Below are 14488 nucleotides of genomic sequence, written 5' to 3' on the forward strand. Positions count from 1 at the left end.
TAGGGTGAGGTCATGCCAGCCAGCTACGTGTACCTCGGCCCCGAGGGCACCTTCACCGAGGTCGCCCTGCGCACGCTGCCGGAGTCCGCGACCCGCGAGCTCGTCCCGATGGTGTCCGTCCCCGCAGCCCTCGACGCCGTCCGTACCGGCGAGGCCGAGGCCGCCTTCGTCCCGATCGAGAACTCCGTCGAGGGCGGTATCACCACGACCCTCGACGAGCTGGTCGCCGGCGCCCCGCTGATGATCTACCGCGAGGTGCTCCTGTCGATCACCTTCGCGCTGCTGGTCCGCCCGGGCACGAAGCTCGCCGAGATCAAGACGGTCACCGCGCACCCGGCCGCCCAGCCGCAGGTCCGCAACTGGATGAAGGCCAACCTGCCCCCGGATGTCGTCTGGGAGTCCGCCGCCTCGAACGCCGACGGCGCCCGGCTCGTCCAGGAGGGTCGCTACGACGCCGCCTTCGCCGGCGAGTTCGCGGCCTCGCGGTACGGCCTGGAGGCCCTGGAGACGGAGATCCACGACGCGGAGAACGCCCAGACCCGGTTCGTCCTGGTCGGCCGCCCCGCCCGGCCCGCCGCCCCGACCGGCGCCGACAAGACCTCCGTCGTCATCTGGCAGCGCGACGACCACCCCGGTGGGCTGCGCGATCTGCTCGGCGAGTTCGCCGTCCGCGGCGTCAACCTCATGCTGCTCCAGTCCCGCCCTACCGGTGAGGGCATCGGCAACTACTGCTTCGCCATCGACGCCGAGGGCCATATCTCCGACCGCCGGGTGGCCGAGGCGCTGATGGGCCTCAAGCGGGTGTGCCTCCAGGTGCGCTTCCTCGGCTCGTACCCGCGTGCGGACGCCGCCGTGGCGGAGATCCGGCCCACGCTGCCGGGGACCTCGGACGCCGAGTTCGTCGCCGCCGCGGACTGGGTGGCGCGCTGCCAGGACGGTCGGTTCTAGGCCACGCGGTCGGTCCTACCTGCTTATTTTCTTTGTCCACAGAAGTTATCCACAGGTGGGCTTCTCGATCTGGGGACAAGTCGACAGCGCAGTGCCATGCAGTCGACAAATCCCCTTACAGAGCCTCGCTCTGTCCACAGCCCCGTAGATCACCCTTCGTCCACGCGTTTCCCAGGGTCAATCCTTTAGGGCGACTCATTCCCACGTGAATCCACTCGAATGTGGGCGTGAGGGCGGTTTGAGCCGGGAATCCTGGAGTCGACACCCACCTTTCAAAACGATCTTCCCGACAGTCCACAGATCTTTCGCACAGCCTGTGGATAACTTTTGCGGACTGTGGACCCCTGTGGACGAGCGGACCCCAAGTCCCGTACACCGCAAGGGAATCCAGTCAACCAAAGGCCATCTTCGCGCCTCCTTTCAGGGAATCGGCCCACAATTCATTGACGTCCACCGACCGCATGAACGCGGGGGACATTTCACGCAAATCGCCACTGTGGCGGCGTACCGCAATTCCGAGTCGTGGGGCGGAAGCACTCCCCGGTAGCCTTGAGGGGTGATTGACCTTCGCCTGCTCCGTGAGGACCCCGACCGTGTGCGCGCGTCCCAGCGCGCCCGTGGAGAGGACGTCGCGCTCGTCGACGCTCTCCTGTCTGCCGACGAGCGGCGCAGGTCCTCCGGCGTCCGCTTCGACGAGCTCCGCGCCGAACAGAAGTCGCTCGGCAAGCTGATCCCCAAGGCCACCCCCGACGAGAAGGCCGAGCTGCTGAAGCGCGCGGAGCAGCTCAAGGCCGACGTCAAGGCCGCCGACGCCGAACGCGACGCGGCCGACTCCGAGACCCAGGAACTCCTCCTCCAGCTCGGCAACCTCGTCCACCCCGACGTCCCCGTCGGCGGCGAGGAGGACTTCGTCACGCTGGAGACGCACGGCGAGATCCGCGACTTCACGGCCGAGGGCTTCGAGCCCAAGGACCACCTGGAGCTGGGCACGCTCCTCGGCGCCATCGACACCGAGCGCGGCGCCAAGGTCTCGGGCTCGCGCTTCTACTTCCTGACGGGCGTCGGCGCCCTCCTGGAGCTCGCCCTCGTCAACGCGGCGATCGCCCAGGCCACCGCGGCCGGCTTCACCCCGATGCTGACCCCTGCGCTGGTCCGCCCACAGTCGATGGCCGGCACCGGCTTCCTCGGCCAGGCCGCCCAGGACGTCTACCACCTGGACAAGGACGACCTCTACCTGGTCGGCACCTCCGAGGTGGCGCTCGCCGCGTACCACATGGACGAGATCATCGACGCCGACCGCCTCCCGCTGCGCTACGCCGGCTTCTCGCCGTGCTTCCGCCGCGAGGCCGGTTCGCACGGCAAGGACACCCGCGGCATCTTCCGCGTCCACCAGTTCGACAAGGTGGAGATGTTCTCGTACGTCAACCCGGAGGACTCCCAGGCCGAGCACCAGCGCCTGCTGGAGTGGGAGAAGCAGTGGCTGACGTCGCTGGAACTGCCGTTCCGCGTCATCGACGTCGCCTCCGCCGACCTCGGTTCCTCGGCCTCGCGCAAGTTCGACTGCGAGGCGTGGATCCCCACCCAGGGCAAGTACCGCGAGCTGACCTCGACCTCGGACTGCACCGAGTTCCAGTCCCGCCGGCTGTCGATCCGCGTCCGTGACGGCAAGCAGGTCCGCCCGCTGGCCACGCTCAACGGCACGCTCTGCGCCGTCCCGCGCACTATCGTCGCAATCCTGGAGAACCACCAGCAGGCCGACGGCTCCGTCCGTGTCCCCGAGGTCCTGCGCCCGTACCTGGGCGGCCGCGAGGTCCTGGAGCCGGTCACCAAGTGAGCGACGCGGCTGCCACCGGGGAAGCGCCCGCGGGGGCCCTCTCCGCCCCCTCGGGCTTCCCGTACAAGCTGATCGCGACCGACCTCGACGGAACGCTCCTGCGCTCCGACGACTCGGTCTCGCAGCGCACCCGTGAGGCGCTCGCCGCGGCCACCGCGGCGGGCGCCGCCCACATCGTCGTCACCGGCCGGGCCGTCCCCTCGACCCGCCACATCCTCGACGACCTCGGCTACCGCGGCCTGGCCGTCTGCGGCCAGGGCGCCCAGGTGTACGACGCCGGGGAGCACCGGCTCCTCACGGCGGTCACCCTGGACCGGAAGCTCGCCGCGGTGGCCCTCGCCAAGATCGAGGCGGAGGTCGGCCCGCTGTACCTGGCCGCCAGCCGCGCGGGCCTGGACGGCGAGCTGCTGGCCGGTCCGGGCTACGCCTTCCGCGGCTCCCTGCCCACGGTCCCGTTCACGGACGTCTCCGACCTCTGGTCGGCGCCGCTCAACAAGATCTACCTACAGCACCCCACCTTGACCACCGACGAACTCACCGAGGCCGCCCAGCGGGCAGCCGGCGGCTTCGTCACGGTGGCCATGGCCGGCGAGGGCATCGTCGAACTCCTCCCCCTCGGCCTCACCAAGGCCACCGGGCTCTCCCTCGCCGCGCGCCGCCTCGGGGCCAAGGCCGCCGACACGATCGCCTTCGGCGACATGCCCAACGACATCCCGCTCCTGGCCTGGTCCGCCCACGGCGTCGCCATGGCCAACGCCCACCCCACCCTCAAGTCCATCGCCGACGAGGTGACCTCCTCCAACGACGCCGACGGCATCGCCGAGGTCCTGGAACGCCTTCTGCCGGACTGAGCCTGCTCACGCCGCGACGTCCGGCGGCCGGCCGCCGCCGGGGCACGCCGACTTCGGGGCCGAGGGCTCCGAGGTGATGGGCTTGGGGCCGGTGGTCTGAGGTCGGCGGGTTCCGAGGTCCGCGAGGTCTGAGATCCGCGAGGTCCGACGTCCGCGAGGTCTGCGGGTGGGGGGTGATGGCCAGGGGGCGGCGGGGCCGGGGTCTGTGGGGCGCCGAGCGATGGCCGGGGCCAGCGGATCTGAGATCTGTGGGAACGAGTTCAATGGGGCTGAGGCTTCTTGCCGGGGCTGGGGCTGGAACTGAGGCTTCGGGCCGGGGCTGCCGCTGAGGCTTCAGGCCGGGGCCGAGGCCGGGGCTGGGGCTTCGGGCCGGGGCTGAGGTTCCGGCTTCGGGCCGGGGCTGGGGCTTCGGGGCGACAGCCGGGGTCTGGAGGCTGTGGGTCCGGAGCCTGCGGGTACGGAGCGATGGCCAGGGTCGACGGATCCGAGCTCTGTGGGTTGGGGGGCGACGGCCCTCGGGGCGATCGTGGGCGGGCGTCGTCCCGGCTGAGCCGTCACCTGGGGGCGGCCTCCTCGCCGGACAGCACGGCCTGGATCAGCTGGTGTGCGCGGCTCCGGCGCGAGTCGGTGGATCGGCATCGACACCGAGGCCCCTCACACGCGCCCCCAAACCCAGCACTCGGCCAAGTCACAGCGACAGCGACCCGGCGGAGGATGCACGATTCGAACGTGCGCGGGCAGAACCCGACCACGGCTTAGCAAGCCGGTGCCTTACCACTCGGCCAATCCTCCGGGTGGGCGGCCCACGCGAAGCGATTCGCGTGCTCGAAGCGGCCGCCCCGGGCAGTTCCCTTGCGGCGCGAACTCGACGGAGGGGTAACTACTCCGGACTCCGCCGCGGACTGCCCTGTCGGGAACTCGACGTACTGCGCCTGATGAACAGCATCGCCGGGCTCCTCTCCCAGAACGTGGTGCCGCCTCCATCCGGCGGCCTGAACACCAACCACTCTGCCTGGCGCCCGAGTTGTCCGCCACCGAATATCGTCCGCGCCCGTCCCGCCGTGGAGAACGGTCAGCGGCGACGCCACTTGCGCCGGCGCGCCTTGCTGAAGAACCACCCCGCAGGCGGTTCGTCCGACCGCCACGGCTGGGGATCAGGCGCCTGCTCCCGCCAACGCGCCGCAAGCATCCGAGCCCTCGCCGAAGGCTCGGCGGCCTCCGCGGACCGTATGAAGTCCTCATCCAGAACGAGGTCGTCCCACATGCCCGCCGACTCGTCGCGGCTCGGGCCTCCGGCCCCTGACGCCGCCTCGGAACCGCCCCCGGACGCCATGTCCTGCCCCTCGCCCCCGTCGGGTGTGACCTCAGCCGCCATCCCGTGCCCTCCTGCCTCCTGGCCGCCCTTCCTGGCCGTCTCCTACCACTTCGCGCCCCTTGGCCCACTGTGCCTGGACGCGTGTGAAGCCTCCGTCAAGCCCGCGGGGGCCCGCCGAGGCGGCTGCGTGCCCCAAAGGGTGCCCGCGGCCGCCTCCCCGGAGGGTCGCGTCACTCCTCGCCGGCCAGCTTCAGCGTCCGCAGCTTCTGTCCCGCGTACCAGGTGGCCCCGGCCGTGACGACCGTCAGCAGGATCACCGCCGTGGACAGTCCGACTTCGGAGGTCACGAGGTCTCCGTCGGTGACCTTCTGGGCCACGGCGAGGGACCACTGCTGGACGCTGAGCGTGCGCGCTCCCTGCACCAGCGACCCGAACAGGGCCTCCCAGACGAGCGCGTAGACCAGCCCGAAGACCACCGCGTGCCGGGTCACCGTGCCCAGGAGCAGGAACATCGCCGCGTACGCGATGGAGGCGACCAGCGCCGCGACCGTGTAGGCGACCGCGATCTGCTGCCCGTTGCCGTTCAGGATCAGGCCCGCGACGAACGTCGGTATCGCCGAGAAGGCCATGGTCACGGCGATCGCCACGATCAGCTTCGTGAAGATGATCGTCGACCGCTTCACCGGCTTCGCCAGCAGATACACCACCGAACCGTCGTCGATCTCAGGCCCGATCGCGCCCGTCCCCGCGATGACGCCGATGATCGGCACCATGGTGGCGAGCGCGAACCCACCGAGCAGATCGGCCGCCACCTGGTCGTCGGCTCCGCTCAGACCGCGTACGGCCGCGGAGATCACGAGCAGCAGCACCGGCAGCGCGGCGAGAATGAGAGCCCGACGGCGGCCGAGCAAGGCCCGGTAGGTGAGCCGGGCGACTGTGGGGTCGTACATCTTCGGCCTCCTACGCCGCGACCAGATACGAGAACACGGACTCGAGGGACTCGTCCGACGGTGAGACCGTGAGCAGACGGATGCCCTGGTCCCGGGCGACCTTCGGCAACAGGGCGGTGAACCGTCCGAAGTCGACGGCCTGGATGCGCAGCGCGCCCTCGGTCAGGTCCACTTCGATGCCGGCGGTCGACGGGTCGGCGATCAGCGCGGCGGCCAGTGCCCGGTCGTCGCTGGAGCGCACCAGATAGACGTGCGGACGGTCGGTCATCAGACGCCGGATGCGCCGGAAGTCACCGCTCGCCGCGTGCCGCCCGGCGACTATCACCTCGATATGGGAGGCCAGCTGCTCCACCTCTTCGAGGATGTGTGAGGAGAACAGCACCGATCGGCCCTCGTCGCCCATGCGCCGCAGCAGGTCCATGAGCTGCATGCGCTGACGCGGGTCCATACCGTTGAACGGCTCGTCGAGCAGCAGCAGGGACGGGTCGTGGACCAGGGCGGACGCCATCTTCACTCGCTGCCGCATGCCCTTGGAGTACGTCGAGATCTTGCGGTCCTGCGCGTACTCCATCTCCACCGTGGCGAGCGCCCGTTGGGCCGCCGTCGCCCCCAGGCCCTGCAACTCGGCGTTGGCGACGACGAACTCGCGGCCCGTGAGGAAGTCGTACATCGCCTCCCGCTCGGGGACGATGCCGATGTCCTTGTAGATCTTCTCGTTCCGCCAGACCGGCCGGCCGTCGAGAGTGACCGTGCCCGTCGAGGGGGCGAGGAAGCCGCCCATCATGTTGATGAGGGTGGACTTCCCGGCGCCGTTCGGGCCGAGGAGGCCGGTTACGCCGGGGCCGATGGTCATCGTGATGTCGTTGACCGCCACCACGTTGCCGAACCAGCGTGAGACGTGATCGATATTGAGCGTGGTCACAGCCCGGCCTTTCGGTAGCGGCGCATCAGCAGGCCGTAGGAGCCCGCGATGAGACCCAGGACGACGAGGAGATAGACGACCCCCTGTCCGCTGGACGGCCCGTGCCCGCCGGGGAAGGCGGAGGTGGCGCCCAGGAAGGCGGTCTGCACGCCGTCTATCAACGTGATCGGCGAGAAGAGGCCGAGCCAGGGGATCACGCCACTGCTGGACTGCTCGTCGGCGATGGCCTGGACGACGGACACGGCTCCGTAGGAGATGGTGAAGACCGCGATGACGGCGGCGATGCCGAACCCTCGTCGAGGCGTGACCGCGGAGATCACCAGACCGATGCCGGCGAAGAGGAGTGACAGCAGGGCCACGGACACCAGTCCTTGTGCGAAGCCCTTGGTCTGGTCGGTGAAGTCCAGCTTGGCCAGGAGGGCGCCCACGTAGAGCACGACGAGGGGAACGGCGGTGATGATGAAGAGCGCCGAGGTCAGCGCGGCGTACTTGGAGCGCACGTAGTCCGAGGTCTCGATCGGACGCGAGAAGTACAACGGCACCGTCTTGAAGCGCAGATCGAGGGAGACCGACTGGGGCGCCTGGGAGGCGACGTACAGCCCGATGACGGCCTGCATGATGATCGCGTAGTCGGTGTACTTGATGGGCAGGTCGTTGGCCTTCGTGGCGACCGCGACCGCCACCATGATGGCCGCCGGCACGCACATCACCGCGAAGAGCATCGCCGGCAGCACCTTGGACTTGGCCGACCGGCCGAGCCCGTACGCACCGCGCAGGGACTGCGAGTACAGCGAGCGGCGGGCGTAGGCGCGGCCCAGACGGGGGCCGTCGTAGCTGCGGTAGCCGATGTTGTGGATACGGCTCTGTTCGCCGGTGCGTGTGGGCTGTGCACCGGCTTGGGCCGGGGCCTGGGCCCGGGTCTGCTCAACCGCCATGGCCGACCGCCTCCTTCCAGGCATCCTGCGTGCGCTGGGAAATCGCCTGCTCGTCGCTGTCCTGGAACACCTCGGCGATGTGGTGCCTACGCTGCTCCATGCGGACCAGGCCGAGGCCCAGATCCGCGACGACGTCACGGATCAGGTCGTAGGTCTCCTCGCCCTGCGCGGTGAGCAGCAGGACGTGCCCGGCGCCGGGGAGACCGCTGCCGTCGGAGACGGTCACACCGCGCGCTTGGAGCGCCTCACGCAGCGCGCGGGTGCCGTCGGGATGCTCGTCGGTGTCCGTGACCTCGATCGCGAGGGTGGCCGTGCTCTGGGTGAAGTCCCGCGTGGAGCTGGACCGCAGGAGCTTGCCGCCGTCGATGACCACGACGTGGTCGCAGGTGCGCTCCAGCTCGCCCAGCAGGTGCGATGTGACCAGGACCGAGATGCCGAAGTCGGTGTGGATGCGGCGGATCAGGCCGAGCATCTCGTCCCGGCCGACCGGGTCGAGGCCGTTCGTCGGCTCGTCCAGGAAGACCAGTTCCGGATCGTGCACCAGGGCTTGCGCCAGCTTCACGCGCTGCTTCATGCCGGTGGAGTAGCCGCCCATCGGGCGGTACCGCTCCTCGTAGAGGCCGACATGGCGCAGGGTGTCAGCGGTCCGCTCGCGGGCGGCGGTCGGCGGGAGCCCCGACATCCGGGCCATGTGCACGACGAACTCGGTGGCCGACACATCGGGCGGCAGACAGTCGTGCTCCGGCATGTACCCGACGCGCTCGCGGATGGCGGCGCCCTTGCTGGCGACGTCCAGTCCGAGCACCTCGGCACGGCCTTCCGTGGCGGGGGACAGACCCAGGAGGATCTTGATCAGCGTGGACTTGCCGGCGCCATTGGCACCGACGAGTCCCGTCACACCGGGTCCGATGTCCACGGAGAGCCGGTCAAGAGCGGTCACCCTCGGGAACCGCTTGCTCAGGCTTTCGGTCGCGATCACAGTCACGATTTCGACATTAGGGCCGGCGGGCCTTCGTGGTCGTCACCCCGCAGAGCTGTCTCGACGTCACCCTCGAGTCGTACGGGCCCGTAGGGGGCATCAGCCGTCAGTCCCCCTAGGGGTCACCCTGAGGTCGAACAACCGGCAGGCCAGGGCCCGGCGGGAGTAGTCGCCGCGATGGAAGAACGACCGGCTCCTCGATTTGGTCCCCGCGGTCTTCCACAGCCTCGGCCACCCCTATTGACGCAGCCGCGGATCACTGTCACATTCGTTGATGTCACATTGCGAACACGGACCGTAGTCGACGAAGACAGGTGGGGCGGTGGCATGAGCTCGGTGACACGGGAACGCGCGGCGGACCTGCGGGGGTTCCGTGAGGTGCAGACCCTCGCGTACGCGTGTGCGGAAGCGGTCGCGGCCCAGCTGAAGCCGGGTGTGACCGAGCGCGAGGCGGCGCGGATGCAGCGCCGCTGGCTGCGGGAGCGTGGGGTGCGGGACTGGTTCCATCTGCCCTTCGCCTGGTTCGGTGACCGCACGGCGTTCGTGAACTTCCGCATACCGCTGCAGTTCTTCCCCACCGACCGCCGTCTCGAGCCGGGCATGCCGTTCATCCTCGACATGGCCCCCGTCCACAAGGGCTACACCGCGGACATCGGCTACTCGGGCTGCCTCGGCCCCAGTCCTCTGCACGACAAGCTGATGGCGGACCTCGAAGCGCATCGGGAGCTGATCCTGCGTGAGGTGCGCGAGCGGCGTTCACTGCGGGAGATCTACGAGGACGTGGACCGGCTCATGGTCCGCCAGGGGTATGCCAACCGCCATCGCGCGTATCCCTTCGGTGTCATCGCGCACAAGGTCGACCGGGTCAAGGAACGTCGCTGGTCACCCCATGTTTTCGGGTTCGGCACCCAGGCGCTGAAGGGTCTGGCGGCGGACGCGTTGCACGGGCACCGTGACGGCTGGTCGCCCTTGTGGTCCCCGTACCGGTTCTCGGACCATCCGCCGCAGCCGGGGCTGTGGGCGGTCGAGCCGCACCTCGGCTTCCGCAGCACCGGCGCCAAGTTCGAGGAGATCCTGGTCGTCACCGACTCCCGGGACCCGCAGGAGAGCGCGTTCTGGCTGGACGACGACTTGCCGCACGTACGGCGGTGGGCGGAGGAGAAGTGCCGATGAGCGAGGGGGAAGAGGTGAAGGCTTCGGTGGGGCCGGCGCGTGCGCGGGAGCGCCGGGTGTGCGCGGACGGGGTCGAGCTGTGCGTGGCTGAGCTAGGCGACCCACAGCAGCCGACGGTGCTGCTCGTGCACGGCTATCCCGACTCCAAGGAGGTCTGGTCCGAGGTGGCCGCGCACCTCGCCGAGCGGTTCCACGTGGTGTTGTACGACGTGCGCGGCCACGGCGGGTCGACGGCGCCGCGGCCGTTGCGCGGCGGGTTCACCCTGGAGAAGCTGACGGACGACTTCCTCGCGGTCGTGGATGCCGTCAGCCCCGACCGGCCCGTTCATCTCGTGGGACACGACTGGGGCTCGGTGCAGGGCTGGGAGTTCGTGACGGTCGAGCGCACCGAGGGCCGCATCGCGTCCTTCACCTCAATGTCCGGACCCTCCCTCGACCATCTCGGCCACTGGATCAAGCGGCGCGCGAAGTCCCCCACCCCGCGCCGGCTCGGCCAGCTTCTCAACCAGGGCGTCAGGTCCTGGTACATCTATGCGCTCCACACACCCGGACTGCCCGAGTTCGCCTGGCGCGGTCCGCTCGGCAAGCGGTGGCCCGGCATGGTCCAGCGGGCCGAGAAGCTGTCGCCGAGCGGCGGCTATCCGTCCCCGTCGTTGCCCGAGGACGCCGCACACGGCGTGTGGCTGTACCGGGACAACGTACGGCCCCGCCTTGCCGAGCCGCGGGACGACGCGTACGCGCACGCGCCCGTGCAGCTCATCACTCCCCTGGGAGACGCGTTCCTGTCCGAGCGGCTCTACGACGAACTGGACCAGTGGGCTCCGCGGCTGATCCGACGCACTCTCCCCGCCAAGCACTGGATCCCGCGCACACGCCCTCACCAGCTGGCTGCCTGGATCACCGAATTCGTCACGGCCACCGACGGAGGACGCCCAGCGCCCGCCGCATCCACCGGCAAGTACGCCGACCGGTTCGGCGGGCAGTTGGTGCTGGTCACCGGAGCCGCGGGCGGGATCGGCCGGGCCACCGCCTTCGCGTTCGCCGAAGCCGGTGCGCGCGTCATCGCCGTCGACCGGGACGCGGAGGGCGCGGCCCGCACAGCGGAACTGTCCCGGCTGATAGGCGCCCCCGAGGCCTGGGCCGAGACGGTCGACGTCTCCGACGAGCAGGCCATGGAGAAACTCTCCGAGAAGGTCGCCGCCGAGTACGGGGTGGTGGACGTACTGGTGAACAACGCCGGGATCGGCCTCTCGGGCTCCTTCCTCGACACCACCCCCGAGGACTGGCGGAAGGTTCTCGACGTCAACCTGTGGGGCGTGATCCATGGCTGCCGCCTCTTCGGCAGGCAGATGGCAGAGCGCGGGCAGGGCGGCCACATCGTCAACACCGCCTCGGCCGCGGCCTATCTGCCCTCACGGACATTGCCCGCCTACAGCACCTCCAAGGCGGCCGTGCTCATGCTCAGCGAATGCCTCCGAGCGGAGCTGGCCGGCAAGGGCATCGGGGTCTCGGCGATCTGCCCCGGCATCGTCAACACCAACATCACCTCGACCGCCCGCTTCGCCGGTGTCGACGCCGCGGAGGAGAAGCGCCGACAGCGGAACGCCGCCCGGCTGTACGGCCTGCGGAACTACCCTCCGGAGAAGGTCGCGGACGCTGTTCTGCGGGCGGCGGTGCGCGACCAGGCCGTGGTGCCCGTCACCCCGGAGGCCCGCGGCGGCCGTCTCATGGCGCGCTTCACTCCCAGGGCACTGCGCGCCTTCGCCCGACTGGGGCCCCGACTGTGAGCCCGGCGCGCGAAGATCACCCCGAGGACGGGGCGGAGCGGCACGCGATCGCACCACGAAGGGTCTCCTTCGACTGGGAGAAGACCCCGCTGCACTGGATCCCCGACGAGCCGACCGCCACCCACGTCATCAACGTGCTGCATCTGCTGCTGCCGGCGGGGGAGCGGTGGTTCGTGAAGGTCTTCAAGGAGGGCCTGCCGCTGGTCACGGACCCAGAACTCCTGAAGGACGTCAAGGGGTTCATGGGGCAGGAGGCCACACACAGCGTGCAGCACGCGTATGTGCTGAACCATCTCGCGGCGCAGCGGCTCGACACCGCGGATTTCACCAAGTACGTCGACTTCCTCTTCGAAAAGCTGCTCGGTGAGAGACCTCCTCTGGGGGCCCCGATCCCGCCCCGGGAGTGGTTGCGTTTCCGCCTGTCGTTGATCGCGGCGATCGAGCAGTTCACGGCGGTGCTGGGTGACTGGGTCCTGGCCGCGGAGGGGCTCGACCGGGCCGGAGCCGACGAGGTCATGCTCGACCTGCTGCGCTGGCACGGCGCGGAGGAGGTCGAACACCGTGCGGTCGCCTTCGACATGTATCAGCACTGCGGAGGCCGGGGCCGGTCCCGCTACGCCCGCCGGATCGCGGGCATGGCGGTCACGGCGCCGGTGATGCTCTACATGTGGGTGTGGGGTACCGCCTATCTGATACGGCACGACCCGGAGCTCGCCGGACGCCTGCGCTACTCCCTCGCCGCGCACAACAGGGCTGTGCGCAAGGGGCTGCTGCCCACTTGGAAGGAGCTCGGCACGGCCGTCCCCCGCTATCTGCGACGTTCCTACCACCCCTCGCAGGAGGGTTCGTTGCGCAGGGCTGTGGCGTATCTGGCGCAGTCGCCCGCAGCACGTACGGCAGCAGCGGCGATCGTACGAGCGGGGACGTAGACGGCGTGATCGCCCGGGCGTGGACGCAAGGAGAAGCAGGCGGAGCCCGGGCGTGGACGCAAGGAGAAGCAGGCGGGGAAGGTATGAGGACCATGAACGACGAACCGGCCGAGACGACCGGCGCGCCCACGGCTGCCGCCCGCACCACCTCCGCCAACGCCACCCCCCGGGCCACCACGGGGAGCGCCCCCACCACCGCGCTCCCGCCTGTCGGAACGCGCCTGCCCGCGCCCATCTCCGCCCCCAGCCCGGCTTCCACCTACCGCATCGAGGATCTGGCGCACCTCAGCGGCACCACCGTCCGCACCATCCGCGCCTACCAGGACAAAGGGTTGCTCCCCCGCCCCGAGCGGCGCGGCCGGGCGAACGTCTACTCGCAGGCCCATCTCCAGCGGCTGCACCAGATCGCGGACCTTCTCGACCGCGGGTACACCTTGGCCTCCATCAAGGAACTCCTCGAGGCATGGGACACGGGCCGCGGCCTCGGAGGGGTGCTCGGTCTGGTCGCCGAGGTGGACGGACCGTGGACCGACGAGCAGGCCGACCGGATCACCCGGTCCGAGTTGGTCGAACGGTTCGGCGGGGTCCCGGACGAGGCCGCCGTGACGGACGCGGTCGAGCTGGGCGTACTGGAGCCGGTCCCCGGCGAGGAGGACCTCTTTCTCGTGCCGAGCCCTCAAGAGCTGTCTGTCGCGGCCGAGTTGCACGCTGCCGGAGTTCCGTTGTCGGCGATCACGGGCCATCTAAGGGAGTTGAGGGGACAGATCGAGCACATCGCCGCTCGTTTCCTGGACTTCACCACCGAGCACGTGTTCGCTCGCTACCTCAGCGGGCACCAGGCTCCGAGCGAGGCGGACACTGCCGAAGCCGCAGCCCTGATCCGTCGGCTGCGGCCTCTCGCCCAGCAGTCGGTGGACGCGGAACTCGCCCGCGCGATGCGCTCATTGGCGACCCGACACCTCAGACAGCATCTCGGTGCCGACGCCTCCGTGCAGCGGACGAGTGAGTCGTTCCCGGTTCAGATCCCGGCCTCCACAATTCAGGCGGTGGAGAGGCTCGTCGGCCCCGAGCACCTCCAGGCGTTCATCACAGCGGCCGCGGAACGAGAGGTGCAGACACGCACCTTGGACTGCCTGACAGCAAGTGCTCAGAATACGAGCAAACTTGACCAATCACCCTGAAGAGGGGGTGGTGTTGTCCACAGAATCTCCAATTCCCCTGTGGATAACTCCACTTGGCTGTGGATCAAACATCGCGGCCAAAATCGCGTGCGTGACGCGTGTCTCGCGGGCACGCTGGCGGCATGGACGAAAGACGCACCGTGAAGGTGTCGAAGTACCTCTCCAAGCATCTGCGACACCAGCCCGAGCGGATCGGGCTCACTCTGGACGACGCCGGCTGGGTCGAGATCGACACGCTCATCGAGGCGGCCGCCGCACACGGCTTCCGCTTCACCAGGGCGGAACTCGACCACGTGGTCGAAGCCAACGACAAGCGGCGCTTCGCCGTGCAGGGCGACCGCATCCGCGCCAATCAGGGCCACACCGTCGAGGTGGACCTCGGCCTGCCCCCGGCGACCCCGCCGCCGTACCTCTACCACGGGACGATCGCGGCCTATATGACCGCGATCCGCGCGGAGGGCCTGCGGCCCATGAACCGGCACGACGTGCACCTGTCACCCGACCGAGAGACCGCCACCCGGGTCGGCGCCCGACGCGGCCGCCCGGTCGTTCTCTCCGTCGACACCGGAGCGATGCACCGCGACGGCCATGTGTTCCGGGTCAGTGCCAACGGCGTGTGGCTGACCGAGGCGGTTCCGCCCCAGTACTTGCGCTTCCCGCAGACCCACTGACCACGCCCCGGAG

The 14488-nt window shown here is 69.6% G+C and carries 13 protein-coding genes and 1 tRNA gene; 8 read left to right on the forward strand and 6 right to left on the reverse strand.

Annotated features, from left to right (window positions below; genetic code table 11):
- Nucleotides 1-12 precede the first annotated feature (12 nt).
- From pheA to M8J73_RS17120, 3 genes are all read left to right on the forward strand, one after another.
- Complete coding sequence (gene pheA, locus M8J73_RS17110; RefSeq protein ID WP_055542385.1) at nucleotides 13-948, forward strand: prephenate dehydratase; 936 nt, start codon at nucleotides 13-15, stop codon at nucleotides 946-948.
- A gap of 556 nt (nucleotides 949-1504) precedes the next feature.
- Entirely contained in the window at nucleotides 1505-2782 is a 1278-nt protein-coding gene (gene serS / locus M8J73_RS17115) for a serine--tRNA ligase (protein ID WP_055542384.1), read from the forward strand.
- On the forward strand, nucleotides 2779-3633 hold the full coding sequence (locus M8J73_RS17120; protein WP_055542383.1) for an HAD family hydrolase: 855 nt from the start codon (nucleotides 2779-2781) through the stop codon (nucleotides 3631-3633). The genes serS and M8J73_RS17120 overlap by 4 nt, the downstream gene beginning before the upstream one ends.
- A 708-nt stretch (nucleotides 3634-4341) precedes the next feature.
- On the opposite strand, the gene M8J73_RS17125 is transcribed toward M8J73_RS17120, so the two are convergent.
- The 6 genes from M8J73_RS17125 to M8J73_RS17150 all read right to left on the reverse strand — a co-directional run bounded on the left by M8J73_RS17125 (nucleotide 4342) and on the right by M8J73_RS17150 (nucleotide 8734).
- A tRNA-Ser gene (locus M8J73_RS17125) sits at nucleotides 4342-4425 on the reverse strand.
- Between the two features lie 280 nt (nucleotides 4426-4705).
- Entirely contained in the window at nucleotides 4706-4966 is a 261-nt protein-coding gene (locus M8J73_RS17130; RefSeq protein WP_055537332.1) for an SGM_3592 family protein, read from the reverse strand.
- A 212-nt stretch (nucleotides 4967-5178) separates the two neighbouring features.
- Entirely contained in the window at nucleotides 5179-5898 is a 720-nt protein-coding gene (locus M8J73_RS17135) for an ABC transporter permease subunit (protein ID WP_055520940.1), read from the reverse strand.
- A 10-nt stretch (nucleotides 5899-5908) separates the two neighbouring features.
- Nucleotides 5909-6820 (reverse strand): ABC transporter ATP-binding protein, encoded by a 912-nt coding sequence (locus M8J73_RS17140; RefSeq protein ID WP_055537331.1) that lies wholly within the window; start codon nucleotides 6818-6820, stop codon nucleotides 5909-5911.
- The gene (locus M8J73_RS17145; RefSeq protein WP_055537330.1) at nucleotides 6817-7755 is read right to left on the reverse strand and encodes an ABC transporter permease subunit; all 939 of its coding nucleotides are present in this window, start codon (nucleotides 7753-7755) and stop codon (nucleotides 6817-6819) included. Before M8J73_RS17145 ends, M8J73_RS17140 begins: the two co-directional genes overlap by 4 nt.
- Nucleotides 7745-8734 (reverse strand): ABC transporter ATP-binding protein, encoded by a 990-nt coding sequence (locus tag M8J73_RS17150; RefSeq protein WP_055537329.1) that lies wholly within the window; start codon nucleotides 8732-8734, stop codon nucleotides 7745-7747. Before M8J73_RS17150 ends, M8J73_RS17145 begins: the two co-directional genes overlap by 11 nt.
- A gap of 327 nt (nucleotides 8735-9061) precedes the next feature.
- Between M8J73_RS17150 and M8J73_RS17155 the strand changes: the two genes are divergently transcribed.
- From M8J73_RS17155 to M8J73_RS17175, 5 genes are all read left to right on the forward strand, one after another.
- Nucleotides 9062-9907 (forward strand): M24 family metallopeptidase, encoded by an 846-nt coding sequence (locus tag M8J73_RS17155; RefSeq protein ID WP_055537328.1) that lies wholly within the window; start codon nucleotides 9062-9064, stop codon nucleotides 9905-9907.
- Nucleotides 9904-11694 carry an SDR family oxidoreductase gene (locus M8J73_RS17160; protein ID WP_055537327.1) on the forward strand — a complete coding sequence of 597 codons (1791 nt, stop codon included), beginning with the start codon at nucleotides 9904-9906 and terminating at the stop codon, nucleotides 11692-11694. Before M8J73_RS17155 ends, M8J73_RS17160 begins: the two co-directional genes overlap by 4 nt.
- Complete coding sequence (locus M8J73_RS17165; RefSeq protein ID WP_055537326.1) at nucleotides 11691-12623, forward strand: metal-dependent hydrolase; 933 nt, start codon at nucleotides 11691-11693, stop codon at nucleotides 12621-12623. The genes M8J73_RS17160 and M8J73_RS17165 overlap by 4 nt, the downstream gene beginning before the upstream one ends.
- 92 nt (nucleotides 12624-12715) lie before the next feature.
- Nucleotides 12716-13804 (forward strand): MerR family transcriptional regulator, encoded by a 1089-nt coding sequence (locus M8J73_RS17170; RefSeq protein WP_249828779.1) that lies wholly within the window; start codon nucleotides 12716-12718, stop codon nucleotides 13802-13804.
- Nucleotides 13805-13926: 122 nt separating this feature from the next.
- Nucleotides 13927-14475 (forward strand): RNA 2'-phosphotransferase, encoded by a 549-nt coding sequence (locus tag M8J73_RS17175; RefSeq protein ID WP_055538026.1) that lies wholly within the window; start codon nucleotides 13927-13929, stop codon nucleotides 14473-14475.
- The last annotated feature ends 13 nt before the right edge of the window (nucleotides 14476-14488 follow it).

The organism is Streptomyces neyagawaensis (genome assembly GCF_023516595.1).
Taxonomy (GTDB): domain Bacteria; phylum Actinomycetota; class Actinomycetes; order Streptomycetales; family Streptomycetaceae; genus Streptomyces; species Streptomyces neyagawaensis.

Coding starts and splice junctions, on each gene's coding strand:
- pheA (WP_055542385.1), top strand. CDS start 13: ATGCCAGCCAGCTACGTGTACCTCGGCCCCGAGGGCACCTTCACCGAG.
- M8J73_RS17130 (WP_055537332.1), bottom strand. CDS start 4,966: ATGGCGTCCGGGGGCGGTTCCGAGGCGGCGTCAGGGGCCGGAGGCCCG.
- M8J73_RS17135 (WP_055520940.1), bottom strand. CDS start 5,898: ATGTACGACCCCACAGTCGCCCGGCTCACCTACCGGGCCTTGCTCGGC.
- M8J73_RS17145 (WP_055537330.1), bottom strand. CDS start 7,755: ATGGCGGTTGAGCAGACCCGGGCCCAGGCCCCGGCCCAAGCCGGTGCA.
- M8J73_RS17155 (WP_055537328.1), top strand. CDS start 9,062: ATGAGCTCGGTGACACGGGAACGCGCGGCGGACCTGCGGGGGTTCCGT.
- M8J73_RS17160 (WP_055537327.1), top strand. CDS start 9,904: ATGAGCGAGGGGGAAGAGGTGAAGGCTTCGGTGGGGCCGGCGCGTGCG.
- M8J73_RS17170 (WP_249828779.1), top strand. CDS start 12,716: ATGAACGACGAACCGGCCGAGACGACCGGCGCGCCCACGGCTGCCGCC.
- M8J73_RS17175 (WP_055538026.1), top strand. CDS start 13,927: ATGGACGAAAGACGCACCGTGAAGGTGTCGAAGTACCTCTCCAAGCAT.